Below are 14,572 nucleotides of genomic sequence, written 5' to 3'. Positions count from 1 at the left end.
CTGCAGGCGCTGATCGCCATCTACGACAACTGCAACTCGCTGCACACCAACGCCTTCGACGAGGCCATCACCACGCCGACGGAAGATTCGGTGCGGCGCGCGATGGCGATACAGCTCATCATCAATCGCGAGTGGGGACTGGCCAAGAACGAAAACCCCGGCCAGGGCGCCTTCATCATCGAGGAGCTGACCGAGCTGCTGGAAGAAGCCGTGCTGGCCGAGTTCGAGCGCATCGCCGAGCGCGGTGGCGTGCTCGGCGCGATGGAGACGGGCTACCAGCGCGGCCGCATCCAGGACGAGAGCATGCACTACGAGATGCTCAAGCACACAGGCGAGCTGCCCATCGTGGGGGTCAACACCTTCCGCAATCCGCACGGCGACGCCGTGCAGGACAAGCTGGAGCTGGCGCGCAGCACCGAGGAAGAAAAGCAAAGCCAGCTGGCCCGCCTGCAGGACTTCCATGCCCGCAACGCAACCGAAGCCCCGGCCATGCTGCAGCGCTTGCAGCAGGCCGTGATTGCCAACGCCAACGTCTTCGAGGTGCTGATGGACGCGGTGCGGGTCTGTTCGCTGGGCCAGATCACCGCCGCCCTGTTCGAGGTCGGCGGCCAGTACCGCCGCAACATGTAGGGGGCTGGCGCGTCAGCCTTCTGACAGCCTTCCTGCGTGCCCGCAAAACTACTTAAGGTCTTACCCCCTACCGCAGTGCAGCACCCGTCCCTAGGATTCGCAGTCTTTGCAGGACGGAGAACAATTTGCCGGCTGAGTTCATTTTGGAGACGAAAGGCCTGACCAAGGAGTTCAAGGGCTTCGTCGCGGTCAACCAGGTGGACCTCAAGGTGCGGCGTGGCCACATCCACGCCCTGATCGGGCCCAACGGCGCTGGCAAGACCACCTTCTTCAACCTGCTGACCAAGTTCCTGCACCCGACCTCGGGGACCATCACCTACAACGACGAGGACATCACTGCCGAGGCGCCGGCCCAGACCGCCCGCCGCGGCATCGTCCGCTCCTTCCAGATCTCCGCCGTGTTTCCGCACATGACCGTGCTGGAGAACGTGCGCGCCGCCCTGCAGCGCAACCTGGGCACCTCCTTCCACTTCTGGAAGCCGGAGTCCAGCCTGGCCCACCTGCACGAACGGGCCCGCCAGCTGCTGGCCACGGTCGACCTGCAAGGCTTTGCCGATGAACTGACCGTCAACCTGCCCTATGGCCGCAAGCGCGCCCTGGAGCTGGCCACCACCATGGCGCTGGAGCCCGAGCTGATGCTGCTGGACGAACCCACCCAGGGCATGGGCCATGAGGACGTGCACCGCGTCACCGAGCTGATCAAGAAGGTTTCGGCCGGCCGCACCATCCTGATGGTGGAGCACAACATGAACGTGGTGGCGTCGATCGCCGACCGCATCACCGTCTTGCAGCGCGGCGCCATCATCGCCGACGGCCCCTACGCCGAAGTCTCGGCCAACCCGCTGGTCATCGAGGCCTACATGGGCACGGCCGACACCGAGCTGCAAGGGGCGCATTGATGACGAAAGAACTGCTTCGCATCGAAGGCCTGAACGCCTGGTACGGCGAGTCGCACATCCTGCACGGAGTCGACCTGACGGTGAACGAGGGCGAGGTGGTCTGCCTGCTGGGGCGCAACGGCGCCGGCCGCACCACCACCATGCGCGCCATCGTCGGCCTGACCGGCGCGCGCAAGGGCTCGATCCGCATCCACGGCGAGGAAGCGATCAAGCTGCCGCCGCACAAGGTGGCCCGCCTGGGCGTGGGCTACTGCCCGGAAGAGCGCGGCATCTTCGCCAGCCTGTCGGCCGAGGAAAACCTGATGCTGCCGCCGGTGATCGCCCCGGGCGGCATGGCCATCGACGAGATCTACGCGATGTTCCCCAACCTGAAGGAACGCGCTTCCAGCCCCGGCACGCGCCTGTCCGGCGGCGAGCAGCAGATGCTGGCCGTGGCCCGCATCCTGCGCACCGGCGCGCGCCTGCTGCTGCTCGACGAGATCTCCGAAGGCCTGGCGCCGGTCATCGTGCAAAAGCTGGCCGAAATGATCCGCACGCTCAAGGCCAAGGGCTACACCGTTGTCCTGGTGGAACAGAACTTCCGTTTCGCCGCGCCCCTGGCCGACCGCTTCTACATCATGGAGCACGGCCGCATCGTCAAGCAGTTCGCGCAGTCCGAGCTGGCCGGCAACAAGGCCATGCTGCAGGAATACCTCGGCGTCTAGTTCCCGTCCCGACAAACCTTCCACAGGAGACCTCCACCATGAAACTCAAGACCCTCGTTGCAGCACTGGCCGTCGGCCTGGGCTCCTTCAGTGCCCTGGCGCAGACGCAGACCGGCCCGGTCAAGATCGGCTTCATCACCGACATGTCGGGCCTGTACGCCGACATCGACGGCCCGGCCGGCGCCGAGATGATCCGCTGGGCGGTGCAGGACTTCGGCGGCAAGGTGCTGGACCGTCCCATCGAGGTGCTGACCGCGGACCACCAGAACAAGGCCGACGTGGCCGGCTCCAAGGCGCGCGAGTGGATCGACAAGGAAAACCTGGCCCTGCTGCTGGGCGGAACCTCTTCGGGCACCGCCCTGGCCATGAGCGGCGTTGCCAAGGAAAAGAAGCGTCCCTTCCTGGTCATTGGCGCCGGCTCGGCCCGCCTGACCAATGAGGACTGCTCGCCCTACACCGTGCACTACGCCTACGACACCGTGGCCCTGGCCAAGGTGGGCGGCAGCGCGCTGATCAAGGCCGGCGCCAAGAAGTGGTACTTCCTGACGGCCGACTACGCCTTCGGCCACTCGCTCGAATCCGATGCCTCGAATGTGGTCAAGGCCAACGGCGGCACGGTGGTCGGCTCGGTCAAGCACCCGCTCAACGCCTCGGACTTCTCGTCCTTCCTGCTGCAGGCCCAGGGCTCCAAGGCCGACATCCTGGCCATGGCCAACGCCGGTGGCGACACCATCAACGCGATGAAGGCCGCCAAGGAGTTCGGCATCAACAAGACCATGAAGGTCGCCGGCCTGCTGGTGTTCATCAACGACGTGCACGCGGTGGGCGTGGCCAATGCCGAGGGCCTGCAGCTGGCCGACAGCTGGTACTGGAACCAGGACGACGCATCGCGCAAGTTCGCCAAGCGCTTCTTCGACAAGTACAAGCGCATGCCGTCGAGCCTGCAGGCGGCCGACTACTCCGCCGCCTGGAACTACCTGCAAGCCGTCAAGACGGTGGGCACGACCGACGCCGACAAGGTGATGGCCCAGCTCAAGAGCGTGCAGATGAACGACTTCTACACCAAGGGCAAGATCCGCGCGGACGGCCGCATGGTCCACGACATGTACCTGTTCCAGGTGAAGTCGGCCAAGGAATCGAACACGCCCTGGGACTACTACAAGCAGATCGCCAAGGTGCCGGGCGATCAGGCCTTCACCACCGTCGCCGAGTCCAAGTGCTCGCTGCTCAAGAAATAAAAAAGGCCACCTGAGGAGCCGGACCCACCGGGGCCGGCTCCCTTTTTGTGTATGGAAATCTTCGGCATTCCCCACCAGGCCTTCCTCGGCCAGCTGATGCTGGGCCTGGTCAATGGCGCCTTCTACGCCATGCTCAGCCTGGGCCTGGCGGTCATCTTCGGCCTGCTGGACATCGTGAACTTCGCCCACGGCGCCCTGTACATGCTGGGTGCCTTCGCCGCCTGGTTCATGCTGGACACCTGGGGCGTGAACTTCTGGATCGCACTGGTGCTGGCGCCGCTGGTGGTGGGCCTGCTGGGTGTGGTCATTGAGCGCACCATGATCAAGCACCTGTACGGGCTGGACCCGCTGTACGGGCTGCTGCTGACCTTCGGCCTGTCGCTGATTTTCGAGGGCGTTCTGCGCGAGCAGTACGGCGTCTCCGGCCTGTCCTACCCGGTGCCCGAGCTGCTGTCGGGCGCCACCAACCTGGGCTTCATGGTCCTTCCCAATTACCGTGCCTTCGTGGTGCTGGCCTCGCTGGTCGTGTGCCTGGGCACCTGGTTCCTGATCGAGCGCACCCGGCTGGGCGCCTACCTGCGCGCCGGCACCGAGAACGCCAAGCTGGTCCAGGCCTTCGGCGTCAACGTGCCGCTGATGGTTTGCCTGACTTACGGCGCTGGCGCCGCCCTGGCCGCCCTGGCCGGCGTGCTGGCCGCGCCCATCATCCAGGTCACGCCGCTGATGGGGTCCAACCTGATCATCGTGGTCTTCGCCGTGGTGGTGATCGGCGGCATGGGCTCCATCCTGGGCTCGGTCATCACGGGCCTGGGCCTGGGCGTGATCGAGGGCCTGACCCGCGTGTTCTACCCGGAAGCCTCCAGCGTAGTGGTGTTCGTGGTGATGGTCATCGTCCTGATCCTGCGTCCGGCGGGCCTGTTCGGGAAAGAAGCATGAAAGATCTTTCCAAACTGACCCGCCCGACCTACCTGGCCGTCCTGGTGCTGCTGCTAGTGGCGCCGTTGCTGGGCCTGTACCCGGTGTTCGTGATGAAGCTGCTGTGCTTCGCCCTGTTCGCCTGCGCCTTCAACCTGCTGCTGGGCTTTACCGGCCTGCTGTCCTTTGGCCACGCCGCCTTCTTCGGCTTTGCCGCCTATGTCACCGGCTGGTGCGTCAAGTCGCTGGGCGCCACGCCGGAGCTGGCCGTGCTGGCCGGCGCCCTGGTCGCCGCGGCCATGGGCCTGGTGGTCGGCTTGCTGGCCATCCGCCGCCAGGGCATCTATTTCGCCATGATCACCCTGGCGCTGGCGCAGATGGTCTTCTTCATCTGCCTGCAGGCCAAATTCACCGGCGGCGAGGACGGCCTGCAGGGCGTGCCGCGCGGCAGCCTGCTGGGCCTGCTCTCGCTGGCGTCGGACACCACCATGTACTACGTGGTGGTGGCGGTCTTCGTGGCCTGCTTCCTGGCGATCTCGCGCATCGTCACCTCGCCTTTCGGCCAGGTGCTCAAGATGATCCGCGAGAACGAGCCGCGCGCCATCTCGCTGGGCTACGAGGTCGACAAGTACAAGCTGCTGGCCTTCGTGCTCTCGGCCACGCTGGCCGGCCTGGCGGGCAGCTTGAAGACCCTGGTGATGGGTTTCGCCACGCTGACCGACGTGCACTGGTCGATGTCGGGCGAGGTCATCCTGATGGGGCTGCTGGGCGGCGTGGGCACCTTCTTCGGCCCGGTGTTCGGCGCCGGCATCGTCATCGCCCTGCAGGACATGCTGGCCGACAAGGTCGGCGCCTGGGTCAACGTCATCATCGGCGTGATCTTCGTGGTCTGCGTGCTGGCCTTCCGCAAGGGCGTGGTCGGTGAGCTCCACGCCTGGCTGGAACGGCGCCGCGCGCGCAACGCCTCCTGAAAGCTGGCGCCACGCCCCGCAGCTGTCATGCAGGTGATTGGCCGCACCCATGGTTGGCGCTAACCTGCCGCCAAACAACCAAGGAGCAGGCATGAAGGATCTTTTCTCGCTGCAGGGCCGCACCGCCCTGGTCACCGGCGGCTCGCGCGGCATCGGCCGCATGATCGCGACGGGCTTTCTGGCCCAGGGCGCGCGCGTCTACATCTCGTCGCGCAAGGCCGATGCCTGCGATGCCACGGCCAGGGAGCTCTCATCCATGGGCCCCTGCTTCTCGCTGCCGGCCGACGTCTCCACTGTGGAGGGCGCGCACAGCCTGGCCGCCGCCTATGCGGCCAGGGAGGGAGCGCTGGACATCCTGGTCAACAACGCCGGCGCGGCCTGGGGCGAGAGCTTCGAGACCTTCCCCGAAAAGGGCTGGGACAAGGTGATGGACCTGAACCTCAAATCGCCCTTCTTCCTGACCCAGGCCCTGCACGTGCAGCTCAAGGCCGCCGCGCAGCAGCGCCCGGCCAAGGTGATCAACATCGCCTCGATCGACGGCGTCTCGGTCAACCCGCTGGAGACCTATTCGTACGCGGCCAGCAAGGCCGGCCTGATCCACCTGATCAAGCGCATGTCGCTGCGCCTGGTGCAGGACAACATCGTGGTCAGCGGCATCGCGCCGGGCGCCTTCGCCTCCGAGATGAACAAGGTGGCGCGCGACCATGGCGACGAGGTGGCCAGGCGCATTCCCTCCGGCCGCATCGGCAGCGACGAGGACATGGCAGGCGTGGCGATCTACCTGGCCTCGCGCGCCGGCGACTACGTGGTCGGACAGACCATCGTGGTCGACGGCGGCGTCACCCTCGCGAGAGGCTAGAGCGTGTAATTCTGCGGGCCCCGGCTGGCGATCTTCAGGGCGCCGACCTTGTTGCCCAGCTCGGCGCAGCGCGCCAGCTCCCAGCCCTGCTCCAGGCCGTGCAGCAGGGCGCCGCGCCAGGCGTCGCCGCAACCGGTGGGATCGACCACCGCAGCGGCCTTGACGGGCGGCACCACGGCCTTCTCGCCATGGGTCCAGACCTCGCAGCCCTCGCCGCCGAGCGTGACCACCAGGCCCTTGACCTTGCGTGAGATCTCGGCGCTGCTCCAGCCGGTGCGCTCGCTGAGCATCTTGCCTTCGTAGTCGTTGACCGTGACCCAGCTGGACTGGGCGATGAAGTTCGCCAGCTCCTTGCCGTCGAACATCGGCAGGCCCTGGCCCGGATCGAAGACGAAGGGGATGCCGGCGGCGGCGAACTGGGCGGCGTGCTCCAGCATGGCGTCGCGCCCATCCGGCGAGATGATGCCCAGCTTGATGTCGGGCCGCGCCGCGATCTTGGTGACGTGGGCCTGCATCATGGCGCCGGGGTGAAAGGCGGTGATCTGGTTGTTGTCCAGGTCGGTCATGATCATCGCCTGGGCGGTGTAGCTGTCGGCCACCTCGCGCACGAATTCCGTGCTGATGCCCAGTTCCTTGAGGCGCGCCACGTAGCCGGCGCCGTCGCTGCCGACGGTGGCCATGGGCAGGGGCGTGCCGCCCAGCAGCTTGAGGCTGTAGGCGATGTTGCCGGCGCAGCCGCCGAAATCGCGCCGCAGCGAGGGCACCAGAAAGGAGACATTGAGGATGTGCAACTGCTCGGGCAGGATCTGCTGCGAGAAGCGGCCCTCGAAATTCATGATGGTGTCGAAGGCCAGGGAACCACAGATGACGGCAGCCATGGGAATGTTCTCGCGGTGAGGTTCAGGGATAGAAGGCCAGCAGGCGGTAGCCCGAGATCCGGCCGGCGCTGGAGCCCGGTGCCACGCTCAGGGCGAGCGAGCCGGTCCACTCCGACGCTGCGCCGATCACGCCGGCGCTGGCGCCCATGTCGGCGGGCGTCAAAACCCGCCGCAGGACGGCTTGGTCCTGCGAATCGGTCAGTGTCAATTCGATCGCCGGCATGGCGATCAGCATGGCGGTCTGGTTCTTCAGGGTCAGGTTCAGCCGGTAGGCATCGCTGCGCAGCTTGTTGAAGGAAGAGCTGTCGATCACCACCGCCTCGATCTGGCGCGGCGTGCCGACGGAGCAATGCAGCGGATCGCACAGCGCCTCCAGCAGCGGCCGCAAGCCCGGTTGCGATGCGGCCAGGCGGTCGCGGTCGTGGATGGCCAGCTGCGCCGCCAGCAAGGCGGCCAGCGCCAGCCCCGCCAGCACCAGCACGGCACGCACGCCGGGGCGCCGCCAGAAGGCCTTGCGCCGGGCCTGGCGGACAAAGGACACGTCCTGCAGATCGGCTTCAGGCGGCGCATCCCAGGCCGAATCGACTGGCGCCGCCACGGCAGCGCCATCGTCGTCGGAGCCATCGGCGTGGCTCAGGGCAAACGGCGGATAGGACAGGTCTTGCGGCTGCGGCAGCGGGGCCAGCGAATCGCCGTCGTCCGCTTGCGCGTCTGCGGCAGGCTCGCCCGACGCTGCGTCTGCCAAGGTTTCGGGCAAGGGCTCGGGCTGCTGCGGGATTTGCGCTTGCGGCGGCGGTGCGGCCGGCGGCCCGCTGACGGGCATCGCGCCATCGTGCAGGTGTGCGCTGGCGTCGAATACCTCAGCGCAATGGCCGCAGCGCACCCAGCCCTCCGAGATCCTGAGTTGGTCGGGTACGACTTTGAACATCGTCCCGCAGGCCGGGCAGCAGGTGATCAGGCTCATGTGCGGGCGATTGTAGCCAGCGGCGCCGGCGCGCCGCCTCAGAGCGTGGCGGTCATCAGGATCCAGCCGTCCTGCGCGTCGGCCACTTCCAGCCGTGCCAGGCCGGCGTAGGCCTGCTTGAGCTCGTCGGCCTGGCGCTCCAGGATGCCGGCGAGCACCAGCGAGCCGCCCGGCGCCACGTGGGCGCACAGCAAGGGCGCCAGCATCTTCAGCGGCGTGGCCAGGATGTTGGCCAGCACCGTCTGGTAGCGGCCCTGAGCCTTGTCGGGCAGGCCGACCTGCAGGTCCACGTGGTTGGCCAAGGCGTTGGCCTGCGTAGACTGCACGGCCGCTTCGTCGATGTCGACCGCGTCGACCTGGGCCGCACCGTACTTGGCCGCGCCGATGGCCAGGATGCCCGAGCCGCAGCCGTAATCGAGCACGCGCTGGCCTTGCGGCGGGTTGCGGGCGATCCAGCGCAGGCACATGCGCGTGGTCGGGTGGGTGCCGGTACCGAAGGCCAGGCCCGGGTCCAGCCGGATCACCTGGCGCGCCTGGGCCGGCGGCTCGTGCCAGGTCGGCACGATCCAGAACTCGGGCGTGATGTCCACCGGCGCGAACTGCGACTGGGTCAGGCGCACCCAGTCCTGCTCGGGCACGGGCGCAATGGCCAGCAGCTTGCAGCCGGCAAAAAAGTCCTGCGCCTGCAGCAGCACCGCAGCCTCGCCGGCAGCCGCTTCGGTCGGGAACAGGGCCATCAGCAGCGAGCGCTGCCAGCCATCCTTGGGCGGCGGCATGCCCGGCTCGCCGAACAAGGCCTGCTCGGCATCGGTCAGGGCGTCGGCGTCCTCGACCGAGACGCTCAGGGCTTCCAGTGCGTCCAGGGCCTCGCTCAGGACCTCGACCTTGTCCTCAGGACAGAGCAGTCTCAGTTCAAACATCTAGCGCTTGTGGTGGCCCAGCCACTCTTCCAGGTAATGGATGTTGGTGCCGCCGTCCATGAACTTGGCGTCCACCATCAGCTCGCGGTGCAGCGGGATATTGGTGTTGATGCCCTCGACCACGGTCTCGAGCAGCGCCGTGCGCATGCGCGCCAGGGCCTGCTCACGGGTGTCGCCGTGGACGATGATCTTGCCGATCATGGAGTCGTAGTTGGGCGGCACGAAGTAGTTGTTGTAGACGTGGGAATCCACGCGCACGCCAGGGCCACCGGGGGCGTGCCAGGTCGTGATGCGGCCTGGCGAGGGAATGAACTTGTACGGGTCCTCGGCGTTGACCCGGCATTCGATGGCATGGCCGCGGATGCTGATGTCGCGCTGGGTGAAGGGCAGCTTCTCGCCGGCCGCCACCATGATCTGGGTGCGCACGATGTCCACGCCGGTGATCAGCTCGGTCACCGGGTGCTCGACCTGCACGCGGGTGTTCATCTCGATGAAATAGAACTCGCCGTTCTCGTACAGGAACTCGAAGGTGCCGGCGCCGCGGTAGCCGATCTTCTTGCAGGCAGCAACGCAGCGCTCGCCGATCTTCTCGATCAGCTTGCGCGGAATGCCCGGCGCCGGCGCTTCCTCGATGATCTTCTGGTGGCGCCGCTGCATGGAGCAGTCGCGCTCGCCCAGGTAGACCACGTTCTTGTGCTTGTCGGCCAGGATCTGGATCTCGATGTGGCGCGGGTTCTGCAGGAATTTCTCCATGTAGACCGCCGGATTGCCGAAGGCCGCGCCAGCTTCGGCCTTGGTCATCTGCACCGCGTTGACCAGCGCCGCTTCGGTGTGGACCACCCGCATGCCGCGGCCGCCACCGCCACCGGCGGCCTTGATGATCACCGGATAGCCCACCGCCTTGGCCGTGCGCCGGATCACCACAGGATCGTCCGGCAGCTCGCCTTCCGAGCCCGGCACGCAAGGCACACCGGCCTTGATCATGGCCTGCTTGGCCGAGACCTTGTCGCCCATGGTGCGGATGTTCTCGGGCGTCGGGCCGATGAACTGGAAGCCGCTTTTTTCCACCCGTTCAGCGAAGTCGGCGTTTTCGCTCAGGAAGCCGTAACCGGGGTGGATGGCCTCGGCGTCCGTCACTTCGGCCGCCGAGATGATGGCCGGCATGTTCAGGTAGCTCAGGGGCGAAGGCGCCGGGCCGATGCAGACGGCCTCTTCGGCCAGCTTGACGTACTTGGCCTCGCGGTCGGCCTCGGAATACACCATCACCGCCTTGACGCCCAGCTCACGGCAGGCGCGCTGGATGCGCAGGGCGATCTCGCCGCGGTTGGCAACTAGGATTTTTTTAAACATCTGGCGTCGGGCCCAACGTCACTCGATCACGAACATCGGCTGTCCGTATTCCACGGCCTGGCCGTTTTCGCACAGGATGCGGGTGACGGTGCCGGACTTGTCGGCCTCGATCTCGTTGAGGATCTTCATGGCCTCGACGATGCAGATGGTCTCGCCTTCCTTGATGGTGCTGCCGATCTCCACAAAGGGCTTGGCACCCGGGCTGGCCGAGCGGTAGAAGGTGCCAACCATGGGCGACTTGACCACATGGCCGCTGTCGGCTTCGGCCGGAGCTGCTGCCACCGGGGCAGCGGCTGCGGGCGCGGGGCCGGCCACGGCCGGGGCCAGAGCTGCCATCGTGGCGGGAGCGTACTGTTGCACCACGGCGCCGCCGCCTTTGACGATGCGGACCTTGCCTTCGGCTTCGGTGATTTCAAGCTCCGAGACATTCGACTCGGAGACGAGGTCGATCAAGGTCTTGAGTTTGCGCAAATCCATGGGGTCTCCAACGCGTTCCAGAAAGGAAGGCGAATTTACCGCAAAATTCGCTTACTTACCGGTTCTTCGCTTATTTTTCGATTATTTCCACGCTTTGCCTTGACAAAAGCAAAGTGGCGTCAAGACCTGAAGCGGGCCCGCTGCTAGGACCCAGACACCAGTTGGGCCAGATCGGCTGTCGTCAGCCTGCCCATTTTACGCTGCCGCACAGTGCCGTCGGCAGCCAGCACCACGGTGAAGGGCAGACCTCCGCTGAGGTTGCCCAGCGCCTTGCCCAGTTCGGTGCCGCCCAGACCCGCCAGCCCCACCGGAAAGCTCACAGGTGTGCGCGCCAGAAAGCTGCGCACGGCGCTGGGTTGGTCGATGGCCAGGCCGATGACCTGCCAGCTTTTGCCCCCATGTTCCTTGTAAAACCCGTCAAGTAGCGGCAACTCTTCCACACAAGGTGGGCACCAAGTGGCCCAGAAGTTGATCAGCAAGGGCTTGCCGCGCAGGCTGGCCATGGACAGGGTGGTGCCTGCCGGGGTCTGGAACTCCAGGCTCCAAAGCTGCTGCACCGCGCTGTCCGCGACCTCCCCGGGCGCCAGCCGCCACCAGGCCAGGCCGCCGCCAGCCAGGGCCGCCGCGGCGGCGACACCGCCATAGACCAAGGCCTGCCGGCGGCTCATTGGACATGCTCCGCAGCCCGCACCAGCGTCAGCACAGCGGCGTGGTCGCCGCGCGGGGACCGCCCGCGCGCATCGGGCTTGAGCGCCCCGCGCACGTCGTCAAGGTCGTGGATCATGAGATGGACGCCGATCATGTCGTTCAGTTCGGGGCAACGGCTGGACAGGCTCAGGGCATCGACGGCCTCGCCATTGAAACCGGTCACAGTGCGCGGCACATAGGCCACGCCGTGCTCGATCAGGGCGATCTCGGCTGACTTGGGGTCGTCGCAGAACAACTGCAGATAGATGTCGGACAGCCGCGTGGCAGTGCCATGCCATGCCGCCCCGCACAGATAGGGCCGGAACTGGGCCAACCGCTCCATCCAGGTCAGCGCCAGCCGGCGCAGGGCCAGCAGTTCAAGCGGCTGGGTGTCAGCGCAGAACAATTCAATGTATTCGCGCACGGCGTCTTCCAGCATCTCGTTGTCCGGCAGCGCAGTGCGCGCAGCCAGCCCCAGCTGACGCACCGCCCGACGCTTGGCCGGGCCCCATTCCAGGCCTTCTTCCACCACCATGCGCGCCGCTGTGGCCGCGATCTCCGACTTCAGGCTGTCCATCCGCCGATTCTGCATGCAACGGCGCGCCCGGTCCGCGGTACGGCTTTGACCGACGGGATAATCAGGCCATGCACATTCACATTCTGGGCATCTGCGGTACGTTCATGGGGGGGCTGGCCGCGCTGGCCCGCGAGGCTGGTCACAAGGTCACGGGCTGCGACACCAGCGTCTATCCACCCATGAGCGACCAGCTGCGCGGCCTGGGCATCGAGCTGATCGAGGGCTACGGCGCGGAGCAGTTGGCGCTCCAGCCCGACGTCTGGATCATCGGCAACGTGGTCTCGCGCGCCCGCCAGGCCGACGGCTCGCCCCGCTACCCGCTGATGGAGGCCATCCTGGACGCCGGAGCGCCTTACACCAGCGGCCCGCAATGGCTGGCCGAGCACGTGCTGCAAGGCCGGCACGTGCTGGCAGTGGCCGGCACTCACGGCAAGACCACCACCAGCTCGATGCTGGCCTGGATCCTGGAGCAGGCCGGCCTGGCGCCGGGCTTTCTGATCGGCGGCGTGCCGCTGGACTTCGGCGTCTCTGCACGGCTGGGAACCGGCACCCACTTCGTCATCGAGGCCGACGAATACGACACGGCCTTCTTCGACAAGCGCAGCAAGTTCGTCCACTACCGGCCGCGCACGGCCGTGCTCAACAACCTGGAGTTCGACCACGCCGACATTTTCGACGACCTGGCGGCCATCGAGCGCCAGTTCCACCACCTGGTGCGCACCGTGCCCGCCTCGGGCCGGGTGGTGGCCAACGGCCTGGAGGACAGCCTGGCGCGGGTACTTCACCAGGGCTGCTGGAGCGCTGTGCGAAGTTTCGGTGCCGCGGTGAGCGACTTCTGGGCGCAAGGCGAACCCGGTGACTTCCAGGTGATGCAAGGCGGCGTCGCGGTGGCCCGCGTGCAATGGGAGCTGGGCGGTGTGCACAACCAGCTCAATGCGCTGGCGGCGATCGCGGCAGCCGACCATGTGGGCGTGGCGCCCGTGGTCGCGGCCCAGGCCCTGGCGCGTTTTCGCAACGTCAAGCGGCGCATGGAGGTGCGCGGCACGGTGAGCGGCGTCACTGTCTATGACGACTTTGCCCACCACCCCACGGCGATTCGCACCACGGTGGACGGGCTGCGCCGCCAGATCGGGACGCAGCGCATCCTGGCGGTGTTCGAGCCGCGCAGCAACACCATGAAGCTGGGCGCCATGAAGTCGCAGCTGCCCTGGAGCCTGGAGCAGGCCGACCTGGCCTTCTGCCACAGCGGCGGCCTGGGCTGGGACCCGCGCGAGGCGCTGGCGGCCATGGGTGAGCGCGCCCTGGTGGCCGACACCATCGATGAACTGGTGCAGCAGGTGCGCGGCGCCGTCCGCCCCGGTGACCATGTGCTGTGCATGAGCAACGGCGGCTTCGGCGGCTTCCACGCGAAGCTGCTGCAGGCACTGGAGCGCGGCTGAGCTGCGCTCCAGCCTATTCGAGCGACAGCGGCGCGGGCGCGGTCAGGTCCGACGGCGCCGGCCGGGGCCGGTTGCTCACCGGCTGCGAGTCCATGCCCAAAGGCGACAGGCTGTGCCCGATGCCGTGGGCCGAATCAGGGTCTTCGGCCGGGCGCGACGCGATGCGGCAGGCGCCGGCGCGTTTGGGGTTGGAGGTGATGGAGCCGACAAGGTACAGCGCCGTCAGGCTGCGGGCCAGCGGCTTGTCGCCCAGACCGGTACGCTGCTGCAGGTCCTCGAAGCTGGCCGGTCCGCCCGCCAACTCTCGCAGCAGCAGCAGGTGCGAGTCGGTCAGCAGGCGCTGCGGCAGGCGCGGCAGCCGGCGAAAGTACAGCGGGCCGCTGCGGTAGCGCTTGGGCAGCGCATCGCGCAGGGTGCGCACGGCGTACTGCCACATCAGCTGAGACAGGCTGGCGCGCACGAAACCCTCGGGGATCCCGGCGGCCGAGGCCGGCCGCGCAGTCCACAAGGCATCTTCGAAGTCGCCCGGACCAGCGGTAGGCAGCACACCGACCTCGCCTTGCAGGTCCACCACCGCCAGCAGCCTGCCGTGGGCGATCACGTGGTAGACGCCGCGGCCCAGGGCGCTCTCGTTGTCGATGATGTGCGAAGCCAGGTAGAACTGCGCCGTCAGCGGCTGAAGCCAGCTCTCGAACCTGGCCAGCACGGCGCGGATGCTGGCATCGGAGTCCAGGTCGAAACGGTAGGTCGAGACCAGTTCGCACGCCGCCGGCGGCATCGAGAAAGCGATCGGTCGGTCGACTTCCTCGAGGTTGAACTGCACCGAGCGGCCCGAGGGCAGGCCCGAGGCGACGCGCAAGGTGCCATCGGCCAGGGACTGGGTGCGCGCGCTATTGACGCACCAGGCATCGGCTTCGCTGAACTTGCCGGTCTGCCACACCATGCCGCCGGCAGCCGGGCTGACCAGCAATCTGGCGATGCGCTCGTGCTGTTCGGCAGAGAAACCGACCAGGCCCAGACGCAGGACAGGCAGTTCGATCGACATGGTGCTGATGGTGTTTTGG

The 14,572-nt window shown here is 67.0% G+C and carries 16 protein-coding genes; 8 read left to right on the top strand and 8 right to left on the bottom strand.

What is annotated here, in order from left to right:
• From Q0632_RS15415 to Q0632_RS15385, 7 genes are all read left to right on the top strand, one after another.
• On the top strand, positions 1-630 hold a 630-nt coding region (locus Q0632_RS15415), incomplete at its 5' end, for a methylmalonyl-CoA mutase family protein (protein ID WP_298931720.1).
• Between the two features lie 125 nt (positions 631-755).
• Entirely contained in the window at positions 756-1,529 is a 774-nt protein-coding gene (locus tag Q0632_RS15410) for an ABC transporter ATP-binding protein (protein WP_298931718.1), read from the top strand.
• Positions 1,529-2,233, top strand: a complete 705-nt coding sequence (locus Q0632_RS15405) for an ABC transporter ATP-binding protein (protein ID WP_298931715.1) — start codon at positions 1,529-1,531, stop codon at positions 2,231-2,233. Before Q0632_RS15410 ends, Q0632_RS15405 begins: the two co-directional genes overlap by 1 nt.
• Positions 2,234-2,271: 38 nt before the next feature.
• Complete coding sequence (locus Q0632_RS15400) at positions 2,272-3,471, top strand: ABC transporter substrate-binding protein (protein ID WP_298931713.1); 1,200 nt, start codon at positions 2,272-2,274, stop codon at positions 3,469-3,471.
• A 51-nt stretch (positions 3,472-3,522) separates the two neighbouring features.
• Positions 3,523-4,407, top strand: a complete 885-nt coding sequence (locus tag Q0632_RS15395) for a branched-chain amino acid ABC transporter permease (RefSeq protein WP_298931711.1) — start codon at positions 3,523-3,525, stop codon at positions 4,405-4,407.
• On the top strand, positions 4,404-5,357 hold the full coding sequence (locus tag Q0632_RS15390; protein WP_298931709.1) for a branched-chain amino acid ABC transporter permease: 954 nt from the start codon (positions 4,404-4,406) through the stop codon (positions 5,355-5,357). The genes Q0632_RS15395 and Q0632_RS15390 overlap by 4 nt, the downstream gene beginning before the upstream one ends.
• 91 nt (positions 5,358-5,448) lie before the next feature.
• Positions 5,449-6,216: an SDR family oxidoreductase gene (locus Q0632_RS15385; protein WP_298931707.1), complete on the top strand. Its 768-nt coding sequence runs from the start codon at positions 5,449-5,451 to the stop codon at positions 6,214-6,216.
• Here the strand turns inward: Q0632_RS15385 and Q0632_RS15380 are convergent.
• The 7 genes from Q0632_RS15380 to Q0632_RS15350 form a co-directional block, all read right to left on the bottom strand.
• A complete protein-coding gene (locus tag Q0632_RS15380) occupies positions 6,213-7,094 on the bottom strand; it encodes a carbohydrate kinase family protein (RefSeq protein ID WP_298931705.1) in 882 nt (293 codons plus the stop codon). The genes Q0632_RS15385 and Q0632_RS15380 overlap by 4 nt on opposite strands.
• Before the next feature lie 22 nt (positions 7,095-7,116).
• A complete protein-coding gene (locus tag Q0632_RS15375) occupies positions 7,117-8,058 on the bottom strand; it encodes a DUF3426 domain-containing protein (protein ID WP_298931703.1) in 942 nt (313 codons plus the stop codon).
• A gap of 38 nt (positions 8,059-8,096) precedes the next feature.
• Positions 8,097-8,978: a 50S ribosomal protein L11 methyltransferase gene (prmA, locus tag Q0632_RS15370; RefSeq protein WP_298931701.1), complete on the bottom strand. Its 882-nt coding sequence runs from the start codon at positions 8,976-8,978 to the stop codon at positions 8,097-8,099.
• Positions 8,979-10,328: an acetyl-CoA carboxylase biotin carboxylase subunit gene (accC, locus tag Q0632_RS15365; protein WP_298931699.1), complete on the bottom strand. Its 1,350-nt coding sequence runs from the start codon at positions 10,326-10,328 to the stop codon at positions 8,979-8,981.
• Between the two features lie 18 nt (positions 10,329-10,346).
• Positions 10,347-10,805 (bottom strand): acetyl-CoA carboxylase biotin carboxyl carrier protein, encoded by a 459-nt coding sequence (gene accB, locus Q0632_RS15360; RefSeq protein ID WP_298931697.1) that lies wholly within the window; start codon positions 10,803-10,805, stop codon positions 10,347-10,349.
• A gap of 143 nt (positions 10,806-10,948) precedes the next feature.
• Complete coding sequence (locus Q0632_RS15355; protein ID WP_298931695.1) at positions 10,949-11,473, bottom strand: TlpA disulfide reductase family protein; 525 nt, start codon at positions 11,471-11,473, stop codon at positions 10,949-10,951.
• Positions 11,470-12,069 carry a hypothetical protein gene (locus tag Q0632_RS15350; RefSeq protein WP_298931694.1) on the bottom strand — a complete coding sequence of 200 codons (600 nt, stop codon included), beginning with the start codon at positions 12,067-12,069 and terminating at the stop codon, positions 11,470-11,472. Before Q0632_RS15350 ends, Q0632_RS15355 begins: the two co-directional genes overlap by 4 nt.
• A gap of 68 nt (positions 12,070-12,137) precedes the next feature.
• Between Q0632_RS15350 and mpl the strand changes: the two genes are divergently transcribed.
• Entirely contained in the window at positions 12,138-13,508 is a 1,371-nt protein-coding gene (gene mpl / locus Q0632_RS15345; protein WP_298931692.1) for a UDP-N-acetylmuramate:L-alanyl-gamma-D-glutamyl-meso-diaminopimelate ligase, read from the top strand.
• A gap of 13 nt (positions 13,509-13,521) precedes the next feature.
• Here the strand turns inward: mpl and Q0632_RS15340 are convergent, their stop codons facing one another.
• The gene (locus Q0632_RS15340; RefSeq protein WP_298931690.1) at positions 13,522-14,553 is read right to left on the bottom strand and encodes a hypothetical protein; all 1,032 of its coding nucleotides are present in this window, start codon (positions 14,551-14,553) and stop codon (positions 13,522-13,524) included.
• Between the last annotated feature and the right edge of the window lie 19 nt (positions 14,554-14,572).

Source organism: uncultured Ramlibacter sp., from assembly GCF_936925435.1.
Classification (GTDB): domain Bacteria; phylum Pseudomonadota; class Gammaproteobacteria; order Burkholderiales; family Burkholderiaceae_C; genus Ramlibacter.
The sequence above is the reverse complement of the archived record's forward strand: the minus strand, read 5'-3'. Positions and strand labels throughout refer to the sequence as shown.

Bases quoted from the DNA above. Each gene is read 5' to 3' on its own strand.
- Q0632_RS15340 (WP_298931690.1), bottom strand. From the start codon at position 14,553: ATGTCGATCGAACTGCCTGTCCTGCGTCTGGGCCTGGTCGGTTTCTCT.
- Q0632_RS15380 (WP_298931705.1), bottom strand. From the start codon at position 7,094: ATGGCTGCCGTCATCTGTGGTTCCCTGGCCTTCGACACCATCATGAAT.
- Q0632_RS15405 (WP_298931715.1), top strand. From the start codon at position 1,529: ATGACGAAAGAACTGCTTCGCATCGAAGGCCTGAACGCCTGGTACGGC.
- Q0632_RS15385 (WP_298931707.1), top strand. From the start codon at position 5,449: ATGAAGGATCTTTTCTCGCTGCAGGGCCGCACCGCCCTGGTCACCGGC.
- accC (WP_298931699.1), bottom strand. From the start codon at position 10,328: ATGTTTAAAAAAATCCTAGTTGCCAACCGCGGCGAGATCGCCCTGCGC.
- Q0632_RS15390 (WP_298931709.1), top strand. From the start codon at position 4,404: ATGAAAGATCTTTCCAAACTGACCCGCCCGACCTACCTGGCCGTCCTG.
- accB (WP_298931697.1), bottom strand. From the start codon at position 10,805: ATGGATTTGCGCAAACTCAAGACCTTGATCGACCTCGTCTCCGAGTCG.
- Q0632_RS15375 (WP_298931703.1), bottom strand. From the start codon at position 8,058: ATGAGCCTGATCACCTGCTGCCCGGCCTGCGGGACGATGTTCAAAGTC.
- Q0632_RS15395 (WP_298931711.1), top strand. From the start codon at position 3,523: ATGGAAATCTTCGGCATTCCCCACCAGGCCTTCCTCGGCCAGCTGATG.
- Q0632_RS15355 (WP_298931695.1), bottom strand. From the start codon at position 11,473: ATGAGCCGCCGGCAGGCCTTGGTCTATGGCGGTGTCGCCGCCGCGGCG.
- mpl (WP_298931692.1), top strand. From the start codon at position 12,138: ATGCACATTCACATTCTGGGCATCTGCGGTACGTTCATGGGGGGGCTG.
- Q0632_RS15400 (WP_298931713.1), top strand. From the start codon at position 2,272: ATGAAACTCAAGACCCTCGTTGCAGCACTGGCCGTCGGCCTGGGCTCC.
- prmA (WP_298931701.1), bottom strand. From the start codon at position 8,978: ATGTTTGAACTGAGACTGCTCTGTCCTGAGGACAAGGTCGAGGTCCTG.
- Q0632_RS15350 (WP_298931694.1), bottom strand. From the start codon at position 12,069: ATGGACAGCCTGAAGTCGGAGATCGCGGCCACAGCGGCGCGCATGGTG.